Here is a 24,993-nt window from a genome sequence, read left to right on the forward strand (position 1 = left end):
CTGCACAAATGTATAAGGTGCCTGTCTGGACAGGTTTGGCAGATCAACGCGAGCGAATCGATTGCATGAAAATCAAGACCATCGGACTGGCGGCGCTGCTGCTCGCCGGGGCCAGCGTGGCCCAGGCGGAACCTTTCGACGTTGCCGACATTCGGGTAGAGGGTCTGCAGCGCATCTCTGCCGCCTCCGTCTTCAACGCCTTTCCTGTCACCGCCCGTGATCGCGTCGACGAGCGTGAACTCGCCGAGGCCGCTCGCGAACTCTTCGCCACCGGCCTGTTCGAGGATGTCAGGCTGGCTCGCGAGGGCGATGTCCTGATCATTCAGGTGGTCGAACGCCCGACCATCAGCCGCCTCAACATCGACGGCAACCGCCAGCTCGACGATGACCAGCTACGCCAGGGCCTGCGCGAGGCGGGCCTCGACGAGGGGCAGGTCCTGCAGCTCTCCACCCTGGAGGAGATCGAGCGTGAGCTCGAGGGCGTCTATCAGGCCCAGGGCCGTTACAGCGCCAGTATCGAGACCAGCGTGCGCGAGATCGACGAGGGGCGGGTGCAGGTCGATATCGAGATCAATGAAGGGGCGGTGGCCAAGATCCGCCAGATCAATATCGTCGGCAATCGGGCCTTCGATGATGCGACCCTGCGTGAGGTGTTCGAGCTCAACGATCGCCCCGGTCGCATCTTCGGCTGGTTCTCCAAGGATGAGTATTCGCGGGAGGCCCTGGCCGGTGACCTCGAGCGCCTTCGCTCATTCTATCTGGATCGCGGCTATGTCAACTTCAACATCGAGTCGACCCAGGTCTCGATCAGCCCCGACAAGTCCGAGATCTTCGTCACCATCAATGTCGACGAAGGCGCCGAGTATCGCCTGGGCGACGTGCGCTTCGTGGGCGACCTGACGATCAGCGAGCGTGAGGCGCGTGAGCTGCTGAAGGTCACGCCCGGGGAGACCTTCTCGCGCAGCGAGGTGACCGCCTCCAGCGAGGCGCTGCGTGCACGCCTGGGGGCCGACGGCTTCGCCTTCGCCAGCGTCGATGGCATTCCCGAGACAGGCGCCGACGGCGAGACCGTCGACCTGGTGTTCCGGGTCGACCCGGGCCGTCGCGCCTATGTGCGGCGCATCGAGTTTGTCGGCAATACCACCACCATGGATGAGGTGTTGCGCCGCGAGATGGTCCAGATGGAGGGCGCGCCGGCCTCCACCGAGGCGATCAGCAAGTCCCAGCAGCGCCTCGAGCGCCTGGGCTTCTTCAAGCAGGTCGAGGTCGAGACCCAGCCGGTGGCCGGCGAGCCCGACAAGCTCGACGTTACCTACAGCGTCGAGGAGCAGCCCTCCGGATCGATCTCGGCGAGCATCGGCTTCTCCCAGAGTGCCGGGGTGATCTACGGCGTGGGCCTCTCCCAGAGCAACTTCCTGGGTACCGGCAACCGGGTGAATATCGGCGCCCAGCGCAGTGATACCTTCACCAGCCTCAACTTCGGCTTCACCGACCCCTACTGGACCATGGATGGCATCTCACGGGGCTATAATCTCTATTATCGCGAGTCCGACTACGAGGATTCCGATATCTCGACCTACTCCACCGATGCCTACGGGGCGGGGATCAACTTCGGTTATCCGATCAACGAGATCACGCGGCTGAACTTCGGCACCGCGGTGGAAGACCTGAGCATCAAGACCTACAACGATACGGCGTCGGAGATCAAGCGCTATGTCGATGATCAGGGTAGCGATGCCCAGGCGCTGAAGCTGACCGCCAGCTGGACCCGCAACAACCTTAACCGCGGCATCATGCCCACCGACGGCAGCTACCAGCGCCTGTCACTGGAGACCGCGGTGCCGGGCAGCGATGCGGAGTATGCCAAGCTGCGCGCCCAGGCTCGCCAGCTTTTCGCGCTGGATGACAACCATGACTGGGCGCTGAAGTTCAAGGGCGAGCTGGGCTATGCCGATACCCTGGGGGGTAGCGACCCCTATCCGTTCTACGAGAACTTCTATGCCGGTGGCCTGGGCTCGGTGCGCGGCTTCACCGGCAATACCCTGGGGCAGCCCACCACGCCGTCACCAACGGGTAATTCCACCCGTGATCGCACCCTGGGGGGTAACGTGCTGGTCCAGGGCAGTGCCGAGCTTATCTTCCCGACCCCCTTCGTGAGCGATCAGCGCTCGGTGCAGAGCTCGCTGTTCATCGACGGCGGCAACACCTTCCTGACCGACTGCTACCCCGTGGAGGCGGACGCCACCTCCAGCTGCAGCTCGGGGGTCGACCTCGGTGATCTGCGCTACAGCGTCGGCCTGGGCCTCTCCTGGCTGACCCCGGTGGGCCCCTTGACCTTCAGTATCGCCGAACCGCTCAATGACAAGAGCGGTGATGATACCCAGTTCTTCCAGTTCTCCCTCGGGCAGACCTTCTGACCCGGAGACGTACTCCCTTTACCCCTGGCCGCCATCGGCGGCCCCAACAGGAGTCCCACCATGCGCAAGTTGACCATTGCCCTCATCCTGCTGCTGTCCACCGCTGCCCTGCCGGCCCTGGCCGACGACGTGGCGGTGCTGGACTGGCGTCGTGCCTTGATGGAAACCGACGCGGCCCAGCGCTCCATGAACGACCTGGAGAGTCGTGTCGGCAGCCAGCAGCAGCGTGCCCAGGCGCTCGAACAGGAGCTCAACCAGCTGCAGCAGCGCGCCGACAGCCTGACTGACAGCGAGCGCCAGCAGGCCAACCAGAAGGTCGCCGAGCTCAATCGTCTGATGGGAGAGGTCATGCAGGCGCGGCAGGAGTCGGAGCAGGCTTTGCTGCAGCGTGCCGAACCCAAGCTGCAGCAAGCGGTGGAGCAGATCATCGCCCGTCACAGCATTCAGGTGCTGGTGGAGCCCCAGGGGGTGCTGCATGCCGAGAGCGACCTGCAGAACGTCACCGCCGAGGTGACCGAGATCCTTAACAGCATGCTGTAACCGCGGCGGAACCTTGCCATGACGCGAAGTGCTACCCCCAAGATGACCCTGGGCGACCTGGCCGAACGACTCGGGGCGCGCCTGGTTGGCGATGCCGGGCGGGAAGTCAGTGGCCTGGCGACGCTCAATGCCGCCGAGCCGGGGCAGGTGGCCTTTCTGGCCAACCGCGCCTATCTCAAGGACCTTCCCGGCACACGCGCCGCGGCGGTGCTGCTGCACCCCCAGCATGCCGAGAAATGCCCGGTGGATCGTCTCGAGCTCGACAACCCCTATCTGGGCTATGCCGCGGCGTCGCGGCTGTTCGACCCGCTGGTCGGTCGTGAGCCGACCGGTATTCACCCCTCGGCGGTGGTGGATCCCACGGCCACCCTGGGCGCCCGAGTCGAGATCGGGCCGCTAGCGGTGGTCGAGGCCGGCTCCTGCCTGGGCGACGATGTCATCGTTGGCCCCGGCTCGGTGGTGGGAGCCGACACCACCATTGGTGCCGAGTCCCGACTGCATGCCAATGTCACGGTCTATCACGGCGTGGTGATCGGTCGGCGTGCGGTCCTGCACAGTGGTTGCGTGGTGGGCGGCGACGGCTTTGGCTTCGCCCACGATGGTAGTCGCTGGCACAAGATCGCCCAGCTCGGCGGGGTGGTGCTCGGGGATGACGTCGAGGTAGGCAGCTGCTCGAGCATCGATCGTGGCGCGCTGGGCGACACCCTGATCGGAAATGACGTCAAGATCGACAGTCAGGTACAGATCGCCCACAACGTGCAGATCGGCGAGCATAGTGCGCTGGCCGGTTGCGTGGGCATCGCCGGCTCGACGAAGGTAGGGCGCCACTGCATGCTGGGTGGTGGCGTGGGGCTGGCCGGTCACCTGACCCTCTGCGATGGCGTTCAGGTGACGGGCATGAGCCTGGTTACCAACTCGATTCATGAGCCGGGGGTCTATTCATCGGGTACCGGCGCCATGAGCAATGCTCAGTGGCGAAAGAATGCAGTGCGTTTCAAGCACTTGGATGATATGGCCAAGCGGCTCGCCCGACTCGAGAAGGGGCGTGGCGCTTGAGGGCTCCGCGAGGGGCGCTATAATCCCCGCCTGACCGGCATGATCGCCGGCTCTCGCCTGTCGGGACGGCAGGCACCCCGAGACTTCAGAGGTTGTGACGATGGTAATGGACATCAACGAGATCCGTGAGTATCTGCCCCACCGGTATCCTTTTCTGCTGGTGGACCGGGTCACCGAGCTGGCCCTGGGCGAGACCATCGTTGCCTACAAGAATGTCAGCATCAATGAGCCCTTCTTCAATGGCCACTTTCCCCACCACCCGATCATGCCGGGGGTACTGGTGATCGAGGCGCTGGCCCAAGCGTGTGGCATCCTCGGCTTCAAGACCGTCAACAAGCTGCCGGCCGATGGCTATGTCTACTACCTGGTGGGCAGTGACAACGTGCGCTTCAAGCGCCCGGTCATGCCCGGAGACAAGCTCGACCTGCGTGCCGATGTGGTGCGCGAGAAGCGTGGGATCTGGAAGTTTGCCTGCAAGGCCAGCGTGGCCGGTGAACTGGCCTGCGAGGCCGATATCATCTGCGCCGAGAGGAAGGTTGCTTGATTCATCCCACCGCCCTTATTGACCCCGCCGCCAGGCTGGCTGATGACGTTGAGATCGGCCCCTTTACGGTGGTCGGTCCCGATGTAGAGATCGGGCCGGGTTCACGCATCGGCCCCCATGTCGTGATCAAGGGGCCGACGGTGCTCGGCGCACGCACGCGTATCTTCCAGTTCGCCTCGGTGGGCGAGGATTGCCAGGACAAGAAATATAACGGTGAGCCGACACGCCTGGTGATGGGCGATGACAATGTGGTCCGCGAGGGCGTCACCCTGCATCGCGGCACCATTCAGGATCGTGGCGAGACGACCATCGGCTCGCGCAACCTGTTCATGGCCTATGTACATGTGGGCCACGACTGCGTGATCGGCAGCGACTGCATCCTGGCCAACCAGGTGACCCTGGCCGGCCACGTCAAGATGGGAGACTTCGCGATTATCGGTGGGCTCTCCGCGGTGCACCAGTTCTGCCACTTCGGCACTCACGCCATGGCCGGCGGCGGCTCCATCATCACCAAGGACACTCCGGCCTTCGTGATGATCAACGGCAACCCCGCCCAGGTACACGGCCTCAACCTGGTTGGGCTCAAGCGCCGCGGTTTCTCCCGTGACGCCCTCAAGGCGCTGGGCGAGGCCTACAAGCTGGTCTATCGCCAGGGGCTTACCGTCGACCAGGCGCTGGTCGAGATTCGTCGCCGCTTTCAGGCTGTCGAGACCGAGGCCTTCGCCGCCTCCATTGAGGCCTCGACCCGCGGCATCGTCCGCTAGTCATGGACGGCGACGAGGGAAGCGCCGTGCAGCGTATCTATCTGGTGGCCGGCGAGCTCTCCGGCGATATCCTCGGCGCCGGCCTGATGCGCGCGCTCAAGGCGCGTCATCCGGATGTCGAGTTCCGCGGTATCGGCGGGCCGCGCATGATCAAGGAGGGCATCGAGAGCCGCTTTCCCCTGGAGACCCTGTCGGTGATGGGGCTGGTCGAGGTGCTCAAGCATCTGCCGCGGCTGGTCGGTGTGCGCCGCGAGCTCAGGCGCGATGCCCTGGCCTGGCAGCCCGATATCATGATCGGCATCGATGCCCCCGACTTCAATCTCGGCCTGGAGCGTCAGCTGCGCGAGGCCGGGGTGACCACCGCCCACTATGTCAGCCCCTCCGTGTGGGCGTGGCGCCAGGGGCGAGTCAAGGGGATCGCGCGCTCCGTCGACGCCATGCTTACCTTCCTGCCCTTCGAGGCCGCCTTCTACGCCCGCCATCGTGTCCCGGTGGCCTTCGTTGGCCACCCGCTGGCCGACGAGCTGCCGCTGGAGAACGATCGCGCCGCCGCTCGCGCGGCACTCGAGGTGTCGGCCACCGCCCCGGTGCTCGCCGTGCTACCCGGCTCCCGGGCGAGCGAGATTCGCTTCCTGGGCGAGACCTTCCTCGCCGCCGCCGAACGACTGTGTGCCGCGCGGTCCGAGCTGCGCGTGGTGATTCCGGCCGCGACCCCCCAGCGCCGCGATGAACTCGAGGCTCTGCTCACCGCCTATCCCGCCCTCGCCGGGCGCCTGACGCTGCTCGACGGCAAGGCCCGGGAAGCCATGGTGGCCGCGGATGCCGTGCTGCTGGCCTCGGGTACCGCGGCCCTGGAGGCGATGCTCTGCCACCGACCGATGCTGGTGGCCTACCGCATGGCGCAGGCCACTCACTGGCTGGCGAAGAGGCTGGTCAAGACCGAGTGGATCTCGTTGCCTAACCTGATTGCCCGGGAGAGCCTGGTGCCGGAGCTGATCCAGGAGGCGGCGAATCCGGAGATGATCGCCGAGCGGTTAGGTGAGATGCTCGACGACGCACCGGGGCGTGCAGCCCTGGAGGCGCGCTTCGCCGCGATGCATGCCGGCCTGCAGCGCGATGCCAGCCGTCGTGCCGCGGAGGCCATCGAAGCGGTGGTGGCGGGGAAGCCATTGCCGGCCAGTGTCGCTCCCGCACGCGGCGAGGAAGTGGTGTCGTGACCCGCTCGAAAACGGTGAGAACCAGGCTGCAAAGTGACCTGCCGCCGCTGGTGGTCGACTACCGCGGCGAGCGGCTGGCCGGGGTCGATGAGGTAGGCCGTGGCCCCCTGGTCGGCAGCGTCGTGGCCGCCGCGGTGATCCTCGATCCGGCACGGCCGATCAAGGGGCTGACCGATTCCAAGGCGCTGACGGCGAAACGCCGGGAGGCGCTGGACGCAGAGATTCGCGAGCAGGCCCTGGCCTTCGCGGTGGCAGAGGCTTCCGCCACCGAAGTGGATGAACTCAATATCTACCACGCCACTCATCTGGCCATGCGTCGTGCCATCGATGCCCTGGCCCCGGCGGCCGAATATCTGCTGGTGGACGGCAATCGTCTGCCCGGGCATCATGTGCCCGGCCAGGCGGTGGTCAAGGGCGACGCCCGTCATCCGGCGATCGGCGCGGCCTCGATACTGGCCAAGGTCGCGCGCGACGCCCAGATGCTGGCCCTCGATACCCGCCACCCCGACTACGGCTTCGCCCGCCACAAGGGCTATCCGACCCGCGAGCACCTGGCTGCCCTTGAGCGCCTGGGGCCGCTGCCCGAGCACCGCCGCTCCTTTGGCCCGGTCAAGCGCCAGCTGGCGTTGTTCTAGGCCTTTCAAGCAACACCACGAGAGGCGCCGGGAGCAGGTCGTAGAGGAGGTCCTATGCCATGGATGGCATCGGTAGCGCCCAGGGAGGGGTTCACAGCGCCTCCTCATCGACCTGCTGCCGGGATTAGCCTCGAGCTTCCTGTATTGACTATTCACCGCCAAGCCCGAGCCCCCTATGACCACGCCCTTTGTCCATCTTCGCGTCCATACCGAATACTCCCTGGTCGACGGCCTGCTGCGCCTCAAGCCGTTGGTCAAGCAGGCGGCCGGGCTGGGCATGCCGGCACTGGCCGTTACCGACGAGGCCAACCTCTTTGGACTGGTCAAGTTCTATACGGCCGCCCAGGGTGCCGGTCTCAAGCCGATCATCGGTGCCGACCTGTGGCTGACCAACCCTCATGATGACGCTCACCCCTACCGGGTGACCCTGCTGGCCATGAACGAGGTGGGCTACCGGCATCTGACCGAGCTGATCTCCCGGGGCTGGATGGAGGGGCAGCGGCTGGGCCAGGCGTTGCTCCAGCGTGACTGGGTGCTGGAGCGCAGCGAGGGGCTGATCGCGCTCTCCGGTGGGCGAGAGGGGGAGGTGGGACGCCACCTGCTCAGCGACCATCCCGATGAGGCTCGAGAGATTCTGGCACAGTGGAATGAGGCCTTCCCCGGTCGCTTCTATCTGGAGCTGATGCGCACCGGTCGCCCGGGTGAAGAGGAGTGTCTGCACCTTTCGGTGGCGCTGGCCGCCGAGACCGGCACCCCGGTGGTCGCCACCAATGACGTGCGCTTCCTCGAGAAGGAGGACTTCTGGGCCCACGAGACACGCGTGGCCATCGGCGAAGGCAAGGCGCTGGATGACCGGCGTCGCGAGAAGAAATACACCGAGGAGCAGTACCTGAAGAGCCCCGAGGAGATGGCGGCGCTGTTTGCCGACGTCCCCGAGGCGCTGACCAACAGCGTGATGATCGCTGCCCGCTGCAGTGTCGAGGTGCGCCTGGGCGAGATCTTCCTGCCCGAGTTCGAGATCCCCGACGGGCTGACCCAGGACGACTATTTCCGCAAGGTCTCCCACGACGGCCTCACCGAGCGCCTGGACTTCCTCTTTCCGCCCGAGCAGTACCCAAGGGATGGTGCCGAGTACGCCGAGATCGATGCCCGCTATCGCCAGCGGCTCGATTTCGAGCTCGAGATCATCATTCAGATGGGCTTCCCCGGCTACTTCCTGATCGTGATGGACTTCATCCAGTGGGCCAAGGACAACGACGTGCCGGTGGGCCCCGGGCGCGGCTCCGGTGCCGGCTCGCTGGTCGCCTACGCCCAGAAGATCACCGATCTCGACCCCATCGGTTACGATCTTCTCTTCGAGCGCTTCCTCAACCCCGAGCGGGTCTCGATGCCCGACTTTGACGTCGACTTCTGCATGGAGAAGCGCGACCGGGTGATCGACTATGTGGCGGATCGTTACGGGCGCGACGCCGTCTCCCAGATCGTCACCTTTGGCACCATGGCAGCCAAGGCGGTGGTGCGTGATGTGGCGCGTGCCCAGGGCAAGCCCTACTCGCTGGGCGACAAGCTTTCCAAGCTGATCCCCTTCGAGGTCGGCATGACGCTGGCCAAGGCGATCGAGGCCGAGCCGGCGCTCAAGGAGTTCCTCGACAACGACGAGGAAGCCGCCGAGATCTGGGAGATGGCCCTCAAGCTGGAGGGCATCACCCGGGGCACCGGCAAGCATGCCGGTGGCGTGGTGATCGCACCGACCAAGCTCACCGACTTCTCGCCACTGCTCTGCGATGAGGACGGCTCCGGCCTGGTGGTGCAGTTCGACAAGAACGACATCGAGGATGCCGGCCTGGTCAAGTTCGACTTCCTCGGCCTGCGTACCCTCACCATCATCGACTGGGCGTTGGAGATGGTCGACAAGGTGCGGGCCGTCGAGGGGCAGGGGCCGCTGAACATCGACACCATTCCGTTGGACGACGCGCCCACCTTCGAGATGCTCAAGCGTGCCGAGACCACGGCGGTGTTCCAGCTCGAATCCCGCGGCATGAAGGAGCTGATCAAGCGTCTGCTGCCTGACTCCCTCGAGGACATGATCGCCCTGGTGGCGCTGTTCCGTCCGGGGCCCCTGCAGTCCGGCATGGTCGACGACTTCATCAACCGCAAGCATGGCCGGGCCGAGATCTCCTACCCTCACCCGGACTACCAGCATGAACTGCTCGAGCCGGTGCTTGCCCCCACCTACGGCATCATCCTCTACCAGGAGCAGGTGATGCAGATCGCCCAGGTGATGGCCGGCTACAGCCTGGGGCAGGCCGACATGCTGCGACGGGCCATGGGCAAGAAGAAGCCCGAGGAGATGGCCAAGCAGCGCGCCGGTTTCATGGAGGGGTGCGAAGCCAACGGTATTGATGCGGATCTTGCCGGCAATATCTTCGACCTGGTGGAGAAGTTTGCCGGTTATGGCTTCAACAAGTCTCACTCGGCGGCCTACGCATTGGTCTCCTACCAGACGGCGTGGCTGAAGGCGCACTATCCCGGCCCCTTCATGGCGGCGGTGATCTCCACCGAGATGGATAACCTCGACAAGGTGGTGCCGCTGATCGAGGAGTGTCGCAACCTCGGGCTGACCGTGACGCCACCGGACGTCAATGTCGGCAGCTACAAGTTCAGCGTCGATGAACAGGCACGGGTGATCTACGGCCTTGGAGCGATTCGCGGTGTGGGCGAGGGGCCCATCGGCGCCATCGTCGAGGCTCGCGAGGCCGGCGGCCCCTTCACTGACCTCTTCGACTTCTGCCGCCGTATCGATCCCAAGCGCATGAACAAGCGCACGCTCGAGGCGCTGATTCGATCCGGCGCCCTGGATACCCTGGGGCCCAATCGTGCGGTGCTCACCGCCGCCCTGGATGATGCCCTCAAGGCCGCGGCCCAGACCCAGACCAACCAGAGCCTGGGCATGATCGACATGTTCGGGGAGGCCTTTGCCGAGCCCACCGAGGAGGGTGACGCCTACGCGGAGTATCGCGGAGTGCGCGAATGGAGCGACAAGCAGCGTCTCTCGGGTGAGAAGGACACGCTGGGTCTCTACCTTACCGGCCACCCCATCGACGAGTACGAGAAGGAGCTGGAGCGCTTCGTCTCCACCCGTATCGCCGACCTCAAGCCCTCTCGGGAGCCTCAGCGTGTCGCGGGGCTGGTCGTGGGGGTAAGGACCATGAAGTCCAAGCGTGGCGACACCATGGCCTTCCTGACCCTGGACGATCGCACCGGCCGCATCGAGGCGTCGCTGTTCGGTGAACTCTTCGACCAGATGCGTGGCCAGCTCGAGACCGACCAGGTGCTGATCGTCGAGGGTGAGGTCTCCAGTGACGACTACTCGGGAGGACTTCGCCTGCGTGGCAAGGAGATCACCCCCATGGTCGCCGCACGGACCCGTTACGGTCAGGCGGTGGAGCTCTCCCTGGACGGCTCGGCGGTCAACGGGCGGCTGGTCGACTCGCTGCGTGCAAGCCTCGACCCACATCGCGATGTCGAGGGGCTGCCGGTTCGGCTACGCTATCGCAATGCCCAGGCCACCGGCTGGCTGGAGCTTGCCGAGGAGTGGAGGGTGGCCCCGACCGATGAGCTGTTGATCGGCCTGCGCGAGGTCCAGGGCCAGGATGGGGTACGACTGAAGTACCGCTAGCCAGGGGAGTTGCAGTTGGTTTTGCTCGTTAATCATCCTGGTTCTGCTGCTGAAGGTGTTGTTTTAAATTAGGGTTTCTTGGTGCTGGAACAGCATAAACTGACGAAATAGCTCGGCTTGACTGTTGATGTTCAACTTTGCGTAGAGTCGCTTGCGATGATTCTTGACAGTGCCCGCTGTAATGCCCAAGTTGCTGGCTATCTCAGGGCCGGTATGGCCACGTAGTATCAGCCAGGCAACTTGGCGTTCGCGTTCGCTGAGTACATCGTGGCCGAAGCTGTGCAGTAGGCTAGGTGCCTCATCGGGAGTAGGAAGGTGAAGACTGCTGGCCAGCCAGAATTGGTGAATGAGTGCTTCGAGAAGAGGGAAAAGGTACTCGAGAGTCGCGATCAACTCTGCCTGATTGGGAGCAGAGTTACGGCGATAAAAGCCAAAGGAGAGCGAGACACAATCCTTTTCGTCGAGGGGGAAAAAAGCTACGGCTTCGTCATAGAGGCCGAGATCTCGGTAATAGGTGGCGTAGTAATCACTTTTGCGAAACCCGGCGGGGGCTAGCTCATCGAGGCTAGCCAGTCCGGGGCGTCGCTTGGCTTGCCAGTGGCGGTAGCATGGGTCGAGCAAATACATACGTTCCGCGTAGGGCTGCAGGACTCGTTGCTCCAGGCTGGGGGGCAGGTTATGAGCCAGTGCAGTGGGTCGCCCCTTGTCAGCAAAGTGAAAGACGACATAACTGATGCCAGGAAAGTAGGCTTCCAGTGTTCGACCCAGGCCAGAGATAAACTCCGGAGATCGTACCTGGGCCGCCAGCCTGGCCATGGGGGCCAGGCTGGCAGGAGGTTGTGAAGCAGGTGGCGTCATGGAAGCATGCAATTTACTAATAATATCTGCCCCTACTCTACACGGCTGACTTGGTACATGCCTTGCTCCCGGAAGTAAAACCAGTGCCGCTTCCGGAAACCTCCTGTGTTGCAACCCCCCACGTGCTCCATAAGCATCAGTCAGGGCCGCAGATATCCCCCACCAAGTCAGCGGCACGGCCAATCAGTTCGGCCTGGTGTGGCTGTAGCTCTTGACCACCCCACTGTGCGATTTCGTCATTGGCGGGGTCGTTCGCAGTGGTTGTACTCCCCGACAGGGCTTGAATCGTTGCATGTCCACAAAATGGCACATAACCTTCTGAGTAGCCTCCCTCATGTACCATCACGAGCCGACCTTGGCAAAGACGGTCAGCGATTGCAACGAGCTGTGCCGTCATGTGGCCGTAGGCGGTGCTGTTGAGGAGCATGCAGCCCAGAGGGTCCATGGCGCTGGCATCATATCCGCAAGCCACTACGATCATTTCGGGCTTGAAACGCTCTAGAGCTGGTGCCACCACTCTATCCAGGCAGGCTTGATAGGCACCGATGCCGCTGCCCGCGGGCAAGGGGACGTTAAGATTATATCCAAACCCGGCGCCCTCACCCCGCTCCTCGAGCCCTCCGCTGCCTACTGGGAAGTTGCTGTCATGATGAAGTGAGATAGCGAGGACATCATCGCGTTCCCAGAATGCTTGCTGTGTACCGTTGCCGTGGTGGACATCCCAGTCAAGCACGGCAACGCGGCTGATATCATGCTGCTGCATCATTGTCATCACAGCGACTGGGATATTGCCCAGTAGACAGAACCCACGTCCCCGATCGCGTTCTGCGTGATGGCCGGGTGGCCGACACAGAGCGTAAGCGTTATCGCAGTCGCCGCGTAGTACGGCATCCATAGCGGCGATGGCCTGGCCTGTGGAGCGTTTGGCGATGATATAGCTGTCTTTGCGTAGTGGAGCATACTCACCGGCATCCCCGAAGCCCTGTTCACTCATGGCTGCTAAGCGTGCTAGATAGTCGCGAGTGTGGAAACGCAGTAGGTCTTCCTCCTCTGCTGGAGCGCCCTGGACCGGGATTAACTCGTCCAGCAAGCCAGTGACTGCCAGCAAGTTTCTAAGCCGTCGTTTGGTTTCGGGGTGTTCGGCGGCCCCGGCTGGCTGTACGTGGCCACCAGGCTCGGCAAAGACAGAGCACGGTCCACTGTCATGCCATAGGCAGTGTTCATGAAAGGCAAAAGCGGTGCGGCGCATGGTATATATCCTCGTTGATATTGCTCGTTAGCCAAGAATAAAGAAAAGAACGGTGCTACCCAGAGCGGCTAGCAACACATAGGGCAGCTGGGTCAAGGCGTGCTGCATGGGAGAGATGCCGCACCCCCTTGCGCTGAGTACGGTTGAGTCGCCGAAGAAGCAGGCATGGGAGCCGAATGCGCCGGCCGATATCATGGCGCCCAGCGTGAGTGGCAGCGAGGCATCAGTGGCTTGAGCCAGTGGTATTACGATGGGGAAGGCGATGGCGTAAATGCCCCAGAAAGACCCGGTCGCAAAGGCGAGAGCCGCAAGAACGAGAAAGGTAATTCCCGGCAGCCAGGATCCTTGCATTAGTGGTTCTACCCAGCCGATTAGCGTTCCTGTCAGTCCTAGTGATTCGTTGACTGACTGGAGCATGAAAGCGGCAAAGACGATGCCTAAAGGAAGAAGCATTTGTTGAAAGCCTGCCAGGAGTTCGTCGAAGAGGCGGTTTAGAGGAGCAATGTCCTGTGCCACATAAAGCGCCAAGGTCATCAGAAGCGCGAACCCCACGCCGATTAGCGCATCAATATCGAACCACCAGGTAGCCAGCAGTAAAGTTGCTACTGGCAGGATGAAGTTAACAAGACGAGGCGGACGGTGTGTGCAGGACTCCTCCTGCCGAGTCACGCTGTCGTCGTCCAGGCGAAGCTCTTGGCCCTGTTCGGCGGACTTCATGCGACCTACGGCAGGCACTATCCCCAACGCCACGAGAATGACCAGCCCAAAGGCCACCCAAGGATAGAAGAGGTAGGGCACCAGACCGAGGTAGTAGCTGAAGCCTTGTCCAGGTTCGGCGACCGCGTTACTTTCAAGAAGCCCTGCTAGATAGATTGCCCAAGTGGAAAAGGGGATGAGCAAACAGATTGGTGCAGCGGTGGAGTCAACAATATAAGCCAACATCGAGCGTGAAATCTTTAACTTATCGAAGAGTTGCTTCATTGCTGCTGAGACGGTCATGGCGTTGAGGTAGTCATCGATAAAAATCAAGGCACCTAGTGCAGTACTGCCTAGCATGGCACTACGGCGTGATTTCAGATAACGGCCAGCGCTGAGGCTGAAGGCTTCGGTGCCTCTGGCGAACTGCAAAAGCCCGATCAGGCTGCCGAGCAGACCACATACCAGCGTAATCCACCCCATGGTGGGGTCTTGCATGACCGTGAGGCCGATGCCAGCCATGTCTTGAATGGCAGTGGTAGGAGAGAGCAGCAAAAAGCCGCTCAGGGCGCCGGCGAGTAGTGCTTCGAGAGTACGCTGGGTGATCAAGGCCATGCTAATTACTACTAGTGTAGGCAGTAGCACGTAAACACCGTAGCTGCCATGCTCCCCCAGCCAGTGACCGCTGAGACTAGCCACCAGTACCACGAGCAGAAAAATCAGCCCACGACGCAAACCGCTGTCAGCGCGCAGGCCGTGCCCACGCGGATAGGACGCTGGTTTGTCCATTTCGCTCACCTTGTTGTTGTAGAGAGTGTGAATGACGGGCTCAGTACAACGTGAAAGTGAGCGAACTGGCGATATCCCCAAGGGGATAATGCCTTTCTATGTTCTCATCCACTCACACGGGAAGCAGGCTGGAGCCGAACAGCAACATGCCGATGGCCGAGCGAGAAGCGCTGTATTATGAGCAACAGGGTCAGGCCAAAAAGGCGGCATGGCCCAAACCAACGGTTCTCCGAGAAAGCCGGTGCGGTTCAGCGCCCCTCCGGAGCTTGCAGGGCGTGGAGGAGTTGGCGTCTTTCGTGTGTCCGGGCGCTTCGAGCCGTTCTCTCTGACGGCCATGCTTCACCGGTTCTTGCCCGACGCCTTGTTTGGTGCCTTGCGTGGTGCGTTGAGGGTGCGATAATGCCTGTCACTTTCCTTTATACGTGCCGGTCGTGCCGCTTGTGGCGGCCGGCGGAACACCATAGGGCCAGCCGCCAATGAATCCCAACTATCTCGACTTCGAACAGCCCATCGCCGAGCTCCAGGCCAAGATCGAGGAGCTCAGGCTGGTCGGCAACGACAGCCAGGTCAGCCTCAGTGACGAGATCGAGCGTCTCGAGGAGAAGAGCCGCAAGCTCACCGAGTCGATCTTCAAGGACCTCAGCCCGTGGCAGGTCTCGCAGCTCTCCCGGCATCCCCAGCGTCCCTATACCCTGGACTACCTGGAGCACGTATTCAGCGATTTCGACGAACTTCATGGCGATCGTCGTTTCGCCGATGATGCCGCCATCGTCGGCGGGGTGGCACGCCTCGACGACCGCCCGGTCATGGTGATCGGCCACCAGAAGGGGCGTGATGTCCACGAGAAGGTACGCCGCAACTTCGGGATGCCGCGTCCCGAGGGTTACCGCAAGGCGTGTCGACTGATGGAGATGGCCGAGCGCTTCGGCATGCCGGTGTTGACCTTTATCGACACCCCCGGCGCCTACCCCGGCATCGACGCCGAGGAGCGCGGCCAGTCCGAGGCCATCGCCTACAACCTTGGCGTGATGTCGCGCCTGCGCACACCGGTGCTGGCCACCGTGGTGGGCGAGGGTGGCTCCGGCGGGGCGCTTGCCATCGGCGTCTGCGACGAGCTGGCCATGCTGCAGTACTCCACCTACTCGGTGATCTCCCCCGAGGGCTGCGCCTCGATCCTGTGGAAGAGCGCCGACAAGGCCTCCGATGCGGCCCAGGCCATGGGGATCACCGCCGAGCGCCTCAAGGAGCTGGGTCTGGTCGATACCCTGATTCCCGAGCCTTTGGGCGGCGCCCATCGCCAGCCGGAAGCCACCGCCGAGCGCGTCAAGGAGGCCTTGCTGGCCAGCCTGGAACGTCTCGATGCCATGGATACCGATGCCCTGCTGGAGCGTCGCTATCAGCGCTTGATGAGCTATGGGGCGCCGGCGTAACGGCTCGCTTCCGGGTGCCAGCATGGAACTGCAGACCTTGATCGACAACGCCCTGGCGCAGACTGCGCCGGGGCGTTGTGTATGGGTAGCCCTCTCCGGTGGCCTGGACTCCTCCCTGCTGCTGACCCTGGCCGCCGATGCCTGTCGGCGTCACCCCCGTCCCCTTCGCGCGATTCATGTTCACCATGGCCTGCAGGCCGCCGCCGATGACTTCGAGACACACTGCCGGGTGCTGTGCGAGCGCCTCGAGGTGCCGCTCAGCGTGGCGCGGGTCGATGTCGACCTTGCCACCGGCCAGGGGCTCGAGGGCGCCGCCCGAGAGGCGCGCTACGCGGCCTTCCATCGGCATGTGGCGCCAGGCGATAGACTGATGCTGGCCCAGCATCGCGATGATCAGGCGGAAACGCTTCTGCTCGCCGCCCTGCGCGGGAGCGGGGTTCGCGGCCTGGCCGGCATGCCTGCCGAGCGAGACTGGCAGGGTCGGCGTCTGCTGCGCCCGTTGCTGGAGATCTCCCGAGCGCGGCTCGAGGCCGAGGCGGCACGCCGTGGCCTCGCCTGGGCGGAAGACCCCAGCAACGCGGATAGCGATCAGGATCGCAACTATCTGCGCCATGCCATCCTGCCGCATCTGGTCGAGCGCTGGCCCCAGGCCACTCGATCGCTGGGGCGCAGTGCAGCGCTCTGTGGCGAGGCCGATGGCTTGTTGGGGGAGCTGGCGGAGCTTGATCTGGCCTCCCTGAACGGCGATCCGGGCTGTCTGCCCCTCGATGGCCTGACCCGGCTGTCGTTGCCGCGTCGTCGCCTGCTGGTGCGTCACTGTTGTGGGCGGCTGGGACTGGTGCTACCGCCGGCGCGTCGCCTGGAGAGTCTGCTGGCGCAGCTGCATGCGCGCCGGGACGCCGAGACGCGAATCACCTGGCCTGGCGGCGAGGCGCGAATATGGCGAGGCCATCTTTATCTGATGGCGTCGATGCCCCCTCTCTCGACCTTATGGCAGGTGGAGTGGGATGGCGCCTCGCCGCTCGTCACCCCCTACGGTCACTGTGAGGTCGCGTTGGCGGGGCCGGAGGGGGGCGGGCAGCCGTTGAGGGCCATGCCGCGCCGCGGTGGCGAACGCCTGCGCCTGGCCGGGCGTGGACGGCGCGATCTCAAACGGCTGCTTCAGGAGCTGGAAGTGCCGCCCTGGGAGCGCGAGCGGCTGGTGGTGATCCTGGCGGGGGAAACGCCGGTGGCGGTCCTCGTACCGGACACCGGGCGCTGGCTGGCGCTGGCCGAGGGGTGGCAGGCGGCCGCGCCCTAGTCGTGTAGCCCCACCAGGTCGTAGAGCACACCTTCGCGCAGGGCGCCATCGGTGTAGTCCATCTGCTCGAGCCCGAAGGCCTCGAAGATGGCGCCAAGTATCGCCATGCCCGCAGGGAAGACCCGTGCACGATCGGGCTTCAGCCCCTCCAGCGAGACCCTGTCCAGATGCTTGAACTCGATCAGCCGGCGGCGCAGTTCGATCAAGCCCCCGCGGGTGATCTGCCCTTCCCGGCAGTCGCCACTCTTCGCCAGCACCGAGGCGGCGGCCTGGAGGGTGCCACTGGTGCCAATCGCCTGCTGCCACCCCAGTTCTCGATAGGCCGGACAGATCGCGGCCAGCTCGGAGAGGGCGGCAAGCTCTGCCCAACGCATGCGCTGCTCGGTGATCTCGCCGTCGGCGAAGAAGCGGCGAGAGAAGGTCACGCAGCCCATGCTCAGACTCTCCAGCGCCAGTGGCGCGAAGCCTTCGCCGATGATGACCTCGGTGGATCCGCCGCCGATGTCGGTGACCAGTCGTCTGTTGGCTGGTCCGAGAGCCTGGTCGGCGAGGTTCCGGTTGGCGAGGGCATGGGCGGCGCCCAGATAGATCAGACGTGCCTCCTCGCGGCCGGAGATGATCTCGACCCGGTGCCCCAGGCGGGTCCTGGCAAGTTCGATAAAGGCCCCGCTGTTGGTGGCCTCGCGCAGGGCGCTGGTCCCCACGATGCGCAGGTGGCGCGGCGTGACACCCTCCAGCAGGGGGGCAAAGTGTTCCAGGCACCGCAGGCCTCTTGCCATGCTGGCGTCGTCGAGGGTGCCGCTATCGTCGAGACCCGCGGCGAGCTGCACCTTCTCGCCGAGGCGCGAGATAATCTGCAGGCGGTGGTTCCGGTAGCCGGCCACCAGCAGATGAAAGCTGTTGGAGCCCAGGTCGATGGCGGCCAGGCGGGGGGCGCTGGTGCCATCCTGGGCGAGGGGAGCCGGGTCCTGTGGCGAGTTCATGAATCTTCCTTCGACGGGTCTCGAAAAAGGGTGCTGCCAAGCCGCGGCGCTGTCAATCGCCACGAATGGCAGGGCTTGCGTTCATCGGCGGGCTTGTCTAGTATCGAGGCGTTCGCCTGTTCCAAATGCTTTCCGACCGAACCGGCGATTCGTCTCGGTCACTTCCAAGTCGTCAGACAGCCCACTGCATCAGATCGTGTTCCCGGCCTAGCGGCCCCGAACCCCTGATCAGGCGAAATGAACCTGCTTCCTCGCTCTCGCTATCGGTTCGGCAGCCCCGTGCGGCCGACCGCCCATGGCCATACGACGCATCATGTCCAGAGGTAGCCTGTCCGGGCTCTGAACGCACCTACAGGGCGTCTTCTTCTCGCCTCCTGTCGCTTTTCCTCACGGCGCATGCCGCCCGGCTTACCAAGAGCAACGTCTGAACACACCGATGAATCTTACCGAACTCAAGCAAAAGCCCGTGCCGGAACTGCTGGAGATGGCCCGCGAGATGGGCATCGACAACCTGGCACGTTCTCGCAAGCAGGACATCATCTTTGCCATCCTCAAGAAGCACGCCAAGAGTGGCGAGCCGATCTATGGCGATGGCGTGCTGGAGATCCTTCAGGATGGCTTCGGCTTCCTGCGCAGCGCCGACAGCTCCTACCTGGCCGGGCCCGATGACATCTATGTCTCGCCGTCACAGATTCGCCGCTTCAACCTGCGCAAGGGCGACTCCATCTCCGGCAAGATTCGCCCGCCCAAGGAGGGAGAGCGCTACTTCGCCCTGCTCAAGGTCAGCCAGATCAACTTCGATCGGCCGGAGAACGCCAAGCACAAGATCCTGTTCGAGAACCTCACGCCGCTGTTCCCTCAGGAGCGGCTGCGCACGGAGATCGGCAACGGCTCCACCGAGGATCTCACGGCGCGGATCATCGATCTGGTGGCCCCCATCGGCAAGGGGCAGCGCGGCCTGCTGGTCTCTCCGCCCAAGGCGGGCAAGACGCTGATGCTGCAGAATATCGCCACCTCGATCACACGCAACAACCCCGAGTGTCACCTGATCGTTCTGCTGATCGACGAGCGCCCGGAGGAGGTGACCGAGATGTCACGCACCGTGCGCGGCGAGGTGGTGGCCTCGACCTTCGATGAGCCACCGGCACGCCATGTGCAGGTCGCCGAGATGGTGATCGAGAAGGCCAAGCGCCTGGTGGAGCACAAGAAGGATGTGGTGATCCTGCTCGACTCCATCACCCGTCTGGCGCGTGCCTACAATACCGTGGTGCCGAGCTCCGGCAAGGTGCTCACCGGTGGTGTCGATGCCCACGCCCTCGAGAAGCCCAAGCGCTTCTTCGGTGCGGCGCGCAATATCGAGGAGGGCGGCAGCCTGACCATCATCGCCACCGCGCTGGTCGACACCGGCTCCAAGATGGACGAGGTGATCTTCGAGGAGTTCAAGGGCACCGGCAACATGGAGGCGCACCTCGATCGCAAGCTGGCCGAGCGTCGCGTCTATCCGGCGATCAATATTCGCCGTTCCGGTACCCGTCGCGAGGATCTGCTGGCCTCCGAGGACGAGATGCAGCGCATGTGGATCCTGCGCAAGCTGCTCAATCCCATGGAGGATACCGCGGCCACCGAGTTCCTGATTGACCGCCTCAAGGATACCAAGACCAACATCGAGTTCTTCGAGGCAATGAAGCGCCGCTAGCCGTATCAGTCAGTGAGCGAAGGGGTAGCATGCTATGCTGCCCCTTTCGTCATTCTGGGATCGGGAAGTCCGAATGAAGTACAAGGATCTGCGCGAGTTTATCGCTGCCCTGGAGGCTCAGGGAGAGCTCAAGCGCATCAGCGCCGAGGTGGACCCCTACCTCGAGATCACCGAGATCTGCGATCGCACCCTGCGCGCGGGAGGGCCGGCCCTGCTGTTCGAGAACGTCAAGGGCCATGATATGCCGCTGCTGGGCAACCTCTTCGGCACGCCGCGCCGGGTGGCCCTGGGCATGGGACAGGACTCGGTTGCCGCCCTGCGTGAGGTGGGTGAGCTGCTCGCCTTCCTCAAGGAGCCGGAGCCTCCCAAGGGCTTTCGTGATGCCTGGGACAAGCTGCCGATCTTCAAGCAGGTGATGAGCATGGGGCCCAAGAGCGTGCGCTCGGCCCCGGTACAGGCGCTGGTCTACGAGGGAGAGGAGGTCGATCTTGACCGCCTGCCGATTCAGCACTGCTGGCCCGGTGATGCCGCACCACTGGTCACCTGGCCGCTGGTGATCACTCGGGGGCCCCACAAGAAGCGCCAGAACCTGGGCATCTATCGGCAGCAGAAGCTCGGCCGGAACCGGCTGATCATGCGCTGGCTCTCCCATCGCGGTGGGGCGCTGGACTTTCAGGAGTTTCAGCAGGCACACCCCGGCGAGCCTTTCCCGGTGGCGGTGGCGCTAGGGGCCGACCCGGCCACCATCCTGGGTGCGGTGACCCCGGTGCCCGACTCGCTCTCCGAATACGCCTTCGCGGGGCTGCTGCGCGGCTCGCGCACCGAGCTGGTCAAGTGTGGCCATGTCGACCTGGAGGTGCCGGCCTCGGCGGAGATCATCCTCGAGGGCTTCATCTACCCCGATGACATGGCGCCGGAAGGCCCCTATGGTGACCATACCGGTTACTACAACGAGGTCGACAGCTTCCCGGTATTCACGGTGACGCGCATGACCATGCGCGAGAATGCCATCTATCACTCCACCTATACCGGACGTCCTCCCGATGAGCCGGCTATCCTGGGCCTGGCGCTGAACGAGGTGTTCGTGCCGATCCTGCGTCGACAGTTCCCGGAGATCGTTGACTTCTATCTCCCGCCGGAGGGCTGCTCCTACCGCATGGCCGTCGTGACCATGAAGAAGCAGTATCCCGGTCACGCCAAGCGGGTGATGATGGGCGTCTGGAGCTTTCTGCGCCAGTTCATGTACACCAAATTCGTGGTGGTGCTCGATGACGACGTCGATGCCCGCGACTGGAAGGATGTGATCTGGGCCATCACCACGCGCATGGACCCGGCCCGCGATACCGTGATGGTGGAGAACACTCCCATCGACTATCTGGACTTCGCCTCGCCCGTCTCGGGCCTGGGCTCCAAGATGGGCCTGGATGCCACCAACAAGTGGCCCGGCGAAACCGACCGAGAGTGGGGCGAGCCCATCGTCATGGACGAGGCCGTCAAGGCCCGCGTCAGCGAGCGCTGGAACGAGCTGGGCATCGAACTCCCCGACAACAAGACCCCCTGACATGCGTACGAGGATTTCATGACGCCAAGGATCCTGACCTGCCCGGTCACCGAGGTCGAGGACCTCAGCCAGGACGTCTTCCGCGTCCGACTCGACGGACGCGCCGAGGCGGTCGCCCATGACCCCGGCCAATACCTGGAGCTCAAGCTCGCCGAAGAGGTCTGGGTGCCGTTCTCCATCGCCAATGCCTGGCGTGGCGACGGCGAGATCGAGCTGCATATCCAGCACTGGCCGGAGCGCGGCAACTCCGTGCGGCTGCGCGAGATGGTCAAGGTGGCCAACCACCTGACCCTGCGCCTGCCCGGCGGTGACTGCGTGCTCGACCCCGACAGTCGACGGCCGTTGCTGCTGATCGCCGCCGGGACCGGCTTCGCCCAGATGAAAGCGCTGGTCGAGGGGGCGCTGGCTGCCGACCCCGAGCGCGAGATCGCCCTGTGGTGGGCGGCGCGGGAGGAGCGCGACCTCTATCTGGAGAGCCTGCCCCGGGAGTGGGCCGAGTCGCATCGCCACTTCCACTTCCACCCGGTCACCGAGGTGGCCCCGGCGCTGCCCTGGTCCGGCGAACGAGTAGTGGGGCATCACGGCCGCATCGACCAGGCGCTGGCCAATGGGCTCGAGGATGTCTCGGAGCAGGATGTCTACCTCTCCGGCTCACCGGGCATGGTCTACGCCTGCGTCGATGTGCTGGCCTCGTTGGGCCTGTCGCCCTCGCGGGTGTTCTCCGACGTGTTCGCCTATGCGCCCCGCGACCCCATCGTGCCCACCACGGGCAGCCTGCAGCATGAGGCCGGTGCATGAGCGCTTCGCCGATCCTGATCACCGGCGGCGCTCAGCGGCTGGGTCGCCACTGCGCCGAGCAGCTGATCAACGACGGCCATCCGGTGATCATCAGCTATCGTCGCGAGCGGCCCGAGCTCGAGGCGCTGCGCGAGCGAGGTATCGTCACCCTGCAGGCCGACTTCGCCAGCGAGGCGGGTATCCTCGACTTCATTGCGCGGCTCAAGCGCGAGACGGCGTCGCTGCGTGCCATCGTGCATAACGCCAGCGACTGGGCGCCCGACTCCTGCGGGGAGGAGGCGGGGGCGATCTTCGAGCGGCTGTTCCGGGTGCATATGCAGGCCCCCTATCTGATCAACCTGCACGCCCGCGGGTTGCTCGAGGCGTGCAGCGAGCCCCAGCGCGATATCGTGCATATGACCGATTACGTGGTGCAGAAGGGCTCCCGGAAGCACGCCGCCTATGCCGCCAGCAAGGCGGGGCTCGATAACCTGACCCTGTCGTTCGCCGCCATGTACGCCCCCGATATTCAGGTCAACGCCATCGCCCCGGCGCTGATCATGCTGGGTGAGGACGACGACGAGGCCTATGCCGAGAAGGCGCGCGCCAAGTCGGTGATGCGGAAGGTGCCTGGCCCCGGGGTCATCTATCAGACCCTGCGCTACCTGCTCGACAACCGCTATGTCACCGGCGCTACCCTGCCGGTGGATGGCGGTCGCCATTTGCGCTGAGCCTGCACAATGATCAGCAGAGTGCGACCATCGGCGCCGTGCCGGTGGTCGTCATCTTCGCTAGAATAGTGCCTTACCCTGACCCAAGATCCTGACGCAATCGAAGGAGCGACACATGGCGGGACATGACGAGAATTTCAGCGACAACAGCGGCCTGCTGTCCATCATCATGGGACTGGTCGTGCTGGTGGCCATGAGCTGCCTGCCGGCCACCATCGGCTGGTACCAGCTGTTCGCCGGCTGAACCATTTGGCCTTTGGCGTGATGGGCCTTGTCAGCCCTGCCGCGATGCGGCACGATAAAGCGACTGCACAGGAGAGACCCATGACCGCACCCGCCACCCACCGCTTTCACCATCACGCCGCCAGCGAGCGTGTGGGATCGCTGTGCGCGGCCACAAGCGGTTTCTGGTATGGCTACTTTATGATCGGTGTGCCGGCGGCCATGTCCTGAGCGCAAGAGACGACATCGCCGGAGGCACACCCCCCAGGGCCGCCTCCACCAGAACCCCCGGACGGCAGCCCCGCCCGGGGGTTCTGCATTCCTGGCTACCCGAAATCATCACGGCCACGTCGCCCGACAGCACAGTAGATATCGAGGAGAGAACCATGACCGCATCCATCGCCATCCGCCAGACCCTATGCTGCGTGGGCTATTACGGCTACTGGCGATTTAGCGAGCTGCGGTCGGCTCACTCCGCCACATCCGACCGTAGCGAGATCGGTGGCATCCGACAAACACGATGTATGACCGCTACCCGGAGTTGATGACGCCATGAATGCGACCCTTGCCGCCGCCCCCCTGAACGATTCCCTGAGCCCCGCCGCCCATCCCGCTCGAGTGCTGCCCACGCCCGGCGATTTGTGCCGTGAGCTACCGCTCTCCGCTGACCTGAAGCGCCGCGTCGAGAGCCAGCGCCAGGCCGTGCACAATATTCTTGCCGGCCACGATGATCGCCTGCTGGTGGTGGTCGGCCCCTGCTCCATCCACGACCCCCGGGCAGCCCTGGAGTATGCCCAGCGGCTGGCAGAGCTATCGGCACGAGTGGATGACCGCCTGCTGCTTGTCATGCGGGTCTATGTCGAGAAGCCGCGCACTACCGTGGGATGGAAGGGGTTGGCCTATGATCCCGGCCTCGACGGCACGGGGGACATGGCTCGCGGCCTCGAGGTCTCGCGCCGGCTGATGCGTGATGTGACGGCACTGGGCCTGCCGGTGGCCACCGAACTTCTGCAGCCGATGCTGGCGCCCTATCTGGAGGACCTGCTCTCCTGGGTGGCGATCGGCGCCCGTACCACCGAGTCCCAGCTGCACCGTGAGCTGGCCAGTGGTCTCGCGGCGGCGGTCGGCTTCAAGAATGCCACCGGTGGTGATATCGGTGTGGCCCTGGATGCCATGCGTGCCGCGGCTCATCCCCATAGCCATTTCGGCATGGATAGCGAGGGGCGGCCGGTGATCCGCGATACCGAGGGCAATCCTTACACCCAGCTGGTGCTGCGCGGCGGTCACGGCGAGCCCAACTATCAGGCACATCATGTTCAGGCGGCTCGTCGCGCCCTGGTGGAGGGGGGGCTCTCCCCGCGGCTGATGGTGGACTGCAGCCACGCCAACGCACGCAAGGATCATCGCCGCCAGAGCGAGGTGCTGCTCGATGTGCTGGCACAGCGCCTGGCCGGCGAGACGGCGATCGCCGGGCTGATGCTGGAGAGTCATCTTCACGAGGGAAAGCAGTCGCTGGAGCCGGGGTGCTTGCGCCACGGGGTGTCGGTCACCGATGCTTGCATCGGCTGGGAGACCACCGAGCATCTGCTGCTCTCCGCCGCCGAGCGCTTGAGGTAGCACACGAGGCTGACCCGTCGACAGGCCCCCGGGGTGCCGGACCATCGAGGGGGGCGCTGTAAACCCATCCCTGGGCGCTACCGATGCCCTGCTTCGCTCTCGCGTCCTGCTCCGCTTGCAGGACCTGTGCTGACCATCCATGGCCAGCCCGTTCGAAGCAGTGCTTCTCACCCCTGGCATAGGACTCCCTCTCCGGCCTGTCCCCGGCGCCTCTCACCTGTGGTGGCACTTG

At 64.2% G+C, this 24,993-nt stretch carries 20 protein-coding genes and 1 pseudogene; 17 read left to right on the forward strand and 4 right to left on the reverse strand.

Features of this window, described 5'->3' with window-relative positions; translation table 11 throughout:
* Positions 1 to 65 precede the first annotated feature (65 nt).
* From bamA to dnaE, 8 genes are all read left to right on the forward strand, one after another.
* Positions 66 to 2,417, forward strand: coding sequence for an outer membrane protein assembly factor BamA (gene bamA / locus Q0894_RS05540; protein WP_299232232.1), 2,352 nt, complete (start codon positions 66 to 68; stop codon positions 2,415 to 2,417).
* A gap of 60 nt (positions 2,418 to 2,477) precedes the next feature.
* Complete coding sequence (locus tag Q0894_RS05545) at positions 2,478 to 2,957, forward strand: OmpH family outer membrane protein (RefSeq protein WP_299232234.1); 480 nt, start codon at positions 2,478 to 2,480, stop codon at positions 2,955 to 2,957.
* Between the two features lie 18 nt (positions 2,958 to 2,975).
* A complete protein-coding gene (gene lpxD / locus Q0894_RS05550) occupies positions 2,976 to 4,013 on the forward strand; it encodes a UDP-3-O-(3-hydroxymyristoyl)glucosamine N-acyltransferase (protein ID WP_299232236.1) in 1,038 nt (345 codons plus the stop codon).
* A gap of 100 nt (positions 4,014 to 4,113) precedes the next feature.
* On the forward strand, positions 4,114 to 4,557 hold the full coding sequence (gene fabZ, locus Q0894_RS05555; RefSeq protein ID WP_132042837.1) for a 3-hydroxyacyl-ACP dehydratase FabZ: 444 nt from the start codon (positions 4,114 to 4,116) through the stop codon (positions 4,555 to 4,557).
* On the forward strand, positions 4,554 to 5,321 hold the full coding sequence (gene lpxA, locus Q0894_RS05560; protein WP_299232239.1) for an acyl-ACP--UDP-N-acetylglucosamine O-acyltransferase: 768 nt from the start codon (positions 4,554 to 4,556) through the stop codon (positions 5,319 to 5,321). Before fabZ ends, lpxA begins: the two co-directional genes overlap by 4 nt.
* A 2-nt stretch (positions 5,322 to 5,323) precedes the next feature.
* On the forward strand, positions 5,324 to 6,538 hold the full coding sequence (gene lpxB / locus Q0894_RS05565; protein ID WP_299232241.1) for a lipid-A-disaccharide synthase: 1,215 nt from the start codon (positions 5,324 to 5,326) through the stop codon (positions 6,536 to 6,538).
* Complete coding sequence (rnhB, locus tag Q0894_RS05570) at positions 6,535 to 7,173, forward strand: ribonuclease HII (RefSeq protein ID WP_299232243.1); 639 nt, start codon at positions 6,535 to 6,537, stop codon at positions 7,171 to 7,173. The genes lpxB and rnhB overlap by 4 nt, the downstream gene beginning before the upstream one ends.
* 175 nt (positions 7,174 to 7,348) lie before the next feature.
* Positions 7,349 to 10,852, forward strand: coding sequence for a DNA polymerase III subunit alpha (gene dnaE, locus Q0894_RS05575; protein ID WP_299232245.1), 3,504 nt, complete (start codon positions 7,349 to 7,351; stop codon positions 10,850 to 10,852).
* Between the two features lie 63 nt (positions 10,853 to 10,915).
* On the opposite strand, the gene Q0894_RS05580 is transcribed toward dnaE, so the two are convergent.
* From Q0894_RS05580 to Q0894_RS05590, 3 genes are all read right to left on the reverse strand, one after another.
* Positions 10,916 to 11,710, reverse strand: coding sequence for a helix-turn-helix transcriptional regulator (locus Q0894_RS05580; RefSeq protein WP_299232247.1), 795 nt, complete (start codon positions 11,708 to 11,710; stop codon positions 10,916 to 10,918).
* A gap of 136 nt (positions 11,711 to 11,846) precedes the next feature.
* Positions 11,847 to 12,959, reverse strand: a complete 1,113-nt coding sequence (locus tag Q0894_RS05585) for a class II histone deacetylase (RefSeq protein WP_299232248.1) — start codon at positions 12,957 to 12,959, stop codon at positions 11,847 to 11,849.
* A 27-nt stretch (positions 12,960 to 12,986) separates the two neighbouring features.
* Positions 12,987 to 14,444 (reverse strand): Na+/H+ antiporter NhaC family protein, encoded by a 1,458-nt coding sequence (locus Q0894_RS05590; RefSeq protein WP_299232250.1) that lies wholly within the window; start codon positions 14,442 to 14,444, stop codon positions 12,987 to 12,989.
* Positions 14,445 to 14,920: 476 nt separating this feature from the next.
* Between Q0894_RS05590 and accA the strand changes: the two genes are divergently transcribed.
* Both accA and tilS read left to right on the forward strand, forming a co-directional pair.
* Positions 14,921 to 15,874 (forward strand): acetyl-CoA carboxylase carboxyl transferase subunit alpha, encoded by a 954-nt coding sequence (gene accA, locus Q0894_RS05595; protein ID WP_299232251.1) that lies wholly within the window; start codon positions 14,921 to 14,923, stop codon positions 15,872 to 15,874.
* 22 nt (positions 15,875 to 15,896) lie between these two features.
* Complete coding sequence (tilS, locus tag Q0894_RS05600) at positions 15,897 to 17,174, forward strand: tRNA lysidine(34) synthetase TilS (RefSeq protein WP_299232252.1); 1,278 nt, start codon at positions 15,897 to 15,899, stop codon at positions 17,172 to 17,174.
* A gap of 8 nt (positions 17,175 to 17,182) precedes the next feature.
* Here the strand turns inward: tilS and Q0894_RS05605 are convergent.
* A pseudogene (locus Q0894_RS05605) lies at positions 17,183 to 18,157 on the reverse strand (Ppx/GppA family phosphatase); the annotation flags it as partial.
* A gap of 436 nt (positions 18,158 to 18,593) precedes the next feature.
* Between Q0894_RS05605 and rho the strand changes: the two are divergent.
* From rho to Q0894_RS05640, 7 genes are all read left to right on the forward strand, one after another.
* Positions 18,594 to 19,853, forward strand: a complete 1,260-nt coding sequence (gene rho, locus Q0894_RS05610) for a transcription termination factor Rho (protein ID WP_132042821.1) — start codon at positions 18,594 to 18,596, stop codon at positions 19,851 to 19,853.
* A gap of 73 nt (positions 19,854 to 19,926) precedes the next feature.
* A complete protein-coding gene (gene ubiD, locus Q0894_RS05615; protein ID WP_299232253.1) occupies positions 19,927 to 21,414 on the forward strand; it encodes a 4-hydroxy-3-polyprenylbenzoate decarboxylase in 1,488 nt (495 codons plus the stop codon).
* A gap of 18 nt (positions 21,415 to 21,432) precedes the next feature.
* Complete coding sequence (locus Q0894_RS05620; protein WP_299232255.1) at positions 21,433 to 22,212, forward strand: NAD(P)H-flavin reductase; 780 nt, start codon at positions 21,433 to 21,435, stop codon at positions 22,210 to 22,212.
* On the forward strand, positions 22,209 to 22,922 hold the full coding sequence (gene folM, locus Q0894_RS05625) for a dihydromonapterin reductase (RefSeq protein WP_299232257.1): 714 nt from the start codon (positions 22,209 to 22,211) through the stop codon (positions 22,920 to 22,922). Before Q0894_RS05620 ends, folM begins: the two co-directional genes overlap by 4 nt.
* 115 nt (positions 22,923 to 23,037) lie before the next feature.
* Positions 23,038 to 23,166: a hypothetical protein gene (locus Q0894_RS05630; protein WP_299232259.1), complete on the forward strand. Its 129-nt coding sequence runs from the start codon at positions 23,038 to 23,040 to the stop codon at positions 23,164 to 23,166.
* A gap of 80 nt (positions 23,167 to 23,246) precedes the next feature.
* Positions 23,247 to 23,375 carry a hypothetical protein gene (locus tag Q0894_RS05635; RefSeq protein WP_299232261.1) on the forward strand — a complete coding sequence of 43 codons (129 nt, stop codon included), beginning with the start codon at positions 23,247 to 23,249 and terminating at the stop codon, positions 23,373 to 23,375.
* A 321-nt stretch (positions 23,376 to 23,696) separates the two neighbouring features.
* Positions 23,697 to 24,761 (forward strand): 3-deoxy-7-phosphoheptulonate synthase, encoded by a 1,065-nt coding sequence (locus tag Q0894_RS05640; protein ID WP_299232263.1) that lies wholly within the window; start codon positions 23,697 to 23,699, stop codon positions 24,759 to 24,761.
* Positions 24,762 to 24,993 lie beyond the last annotated feature (232 nt).

This window comes from uncultured Halomonas sp. (genome assembly GCF_947501415.1).
In the GTDB taxonomy this organism is placed as follows: Bacteria; Pseudomonadota; Gammaproteobacteria; order Pseudomonadales; family Halomonadaceae; genus Halomonas.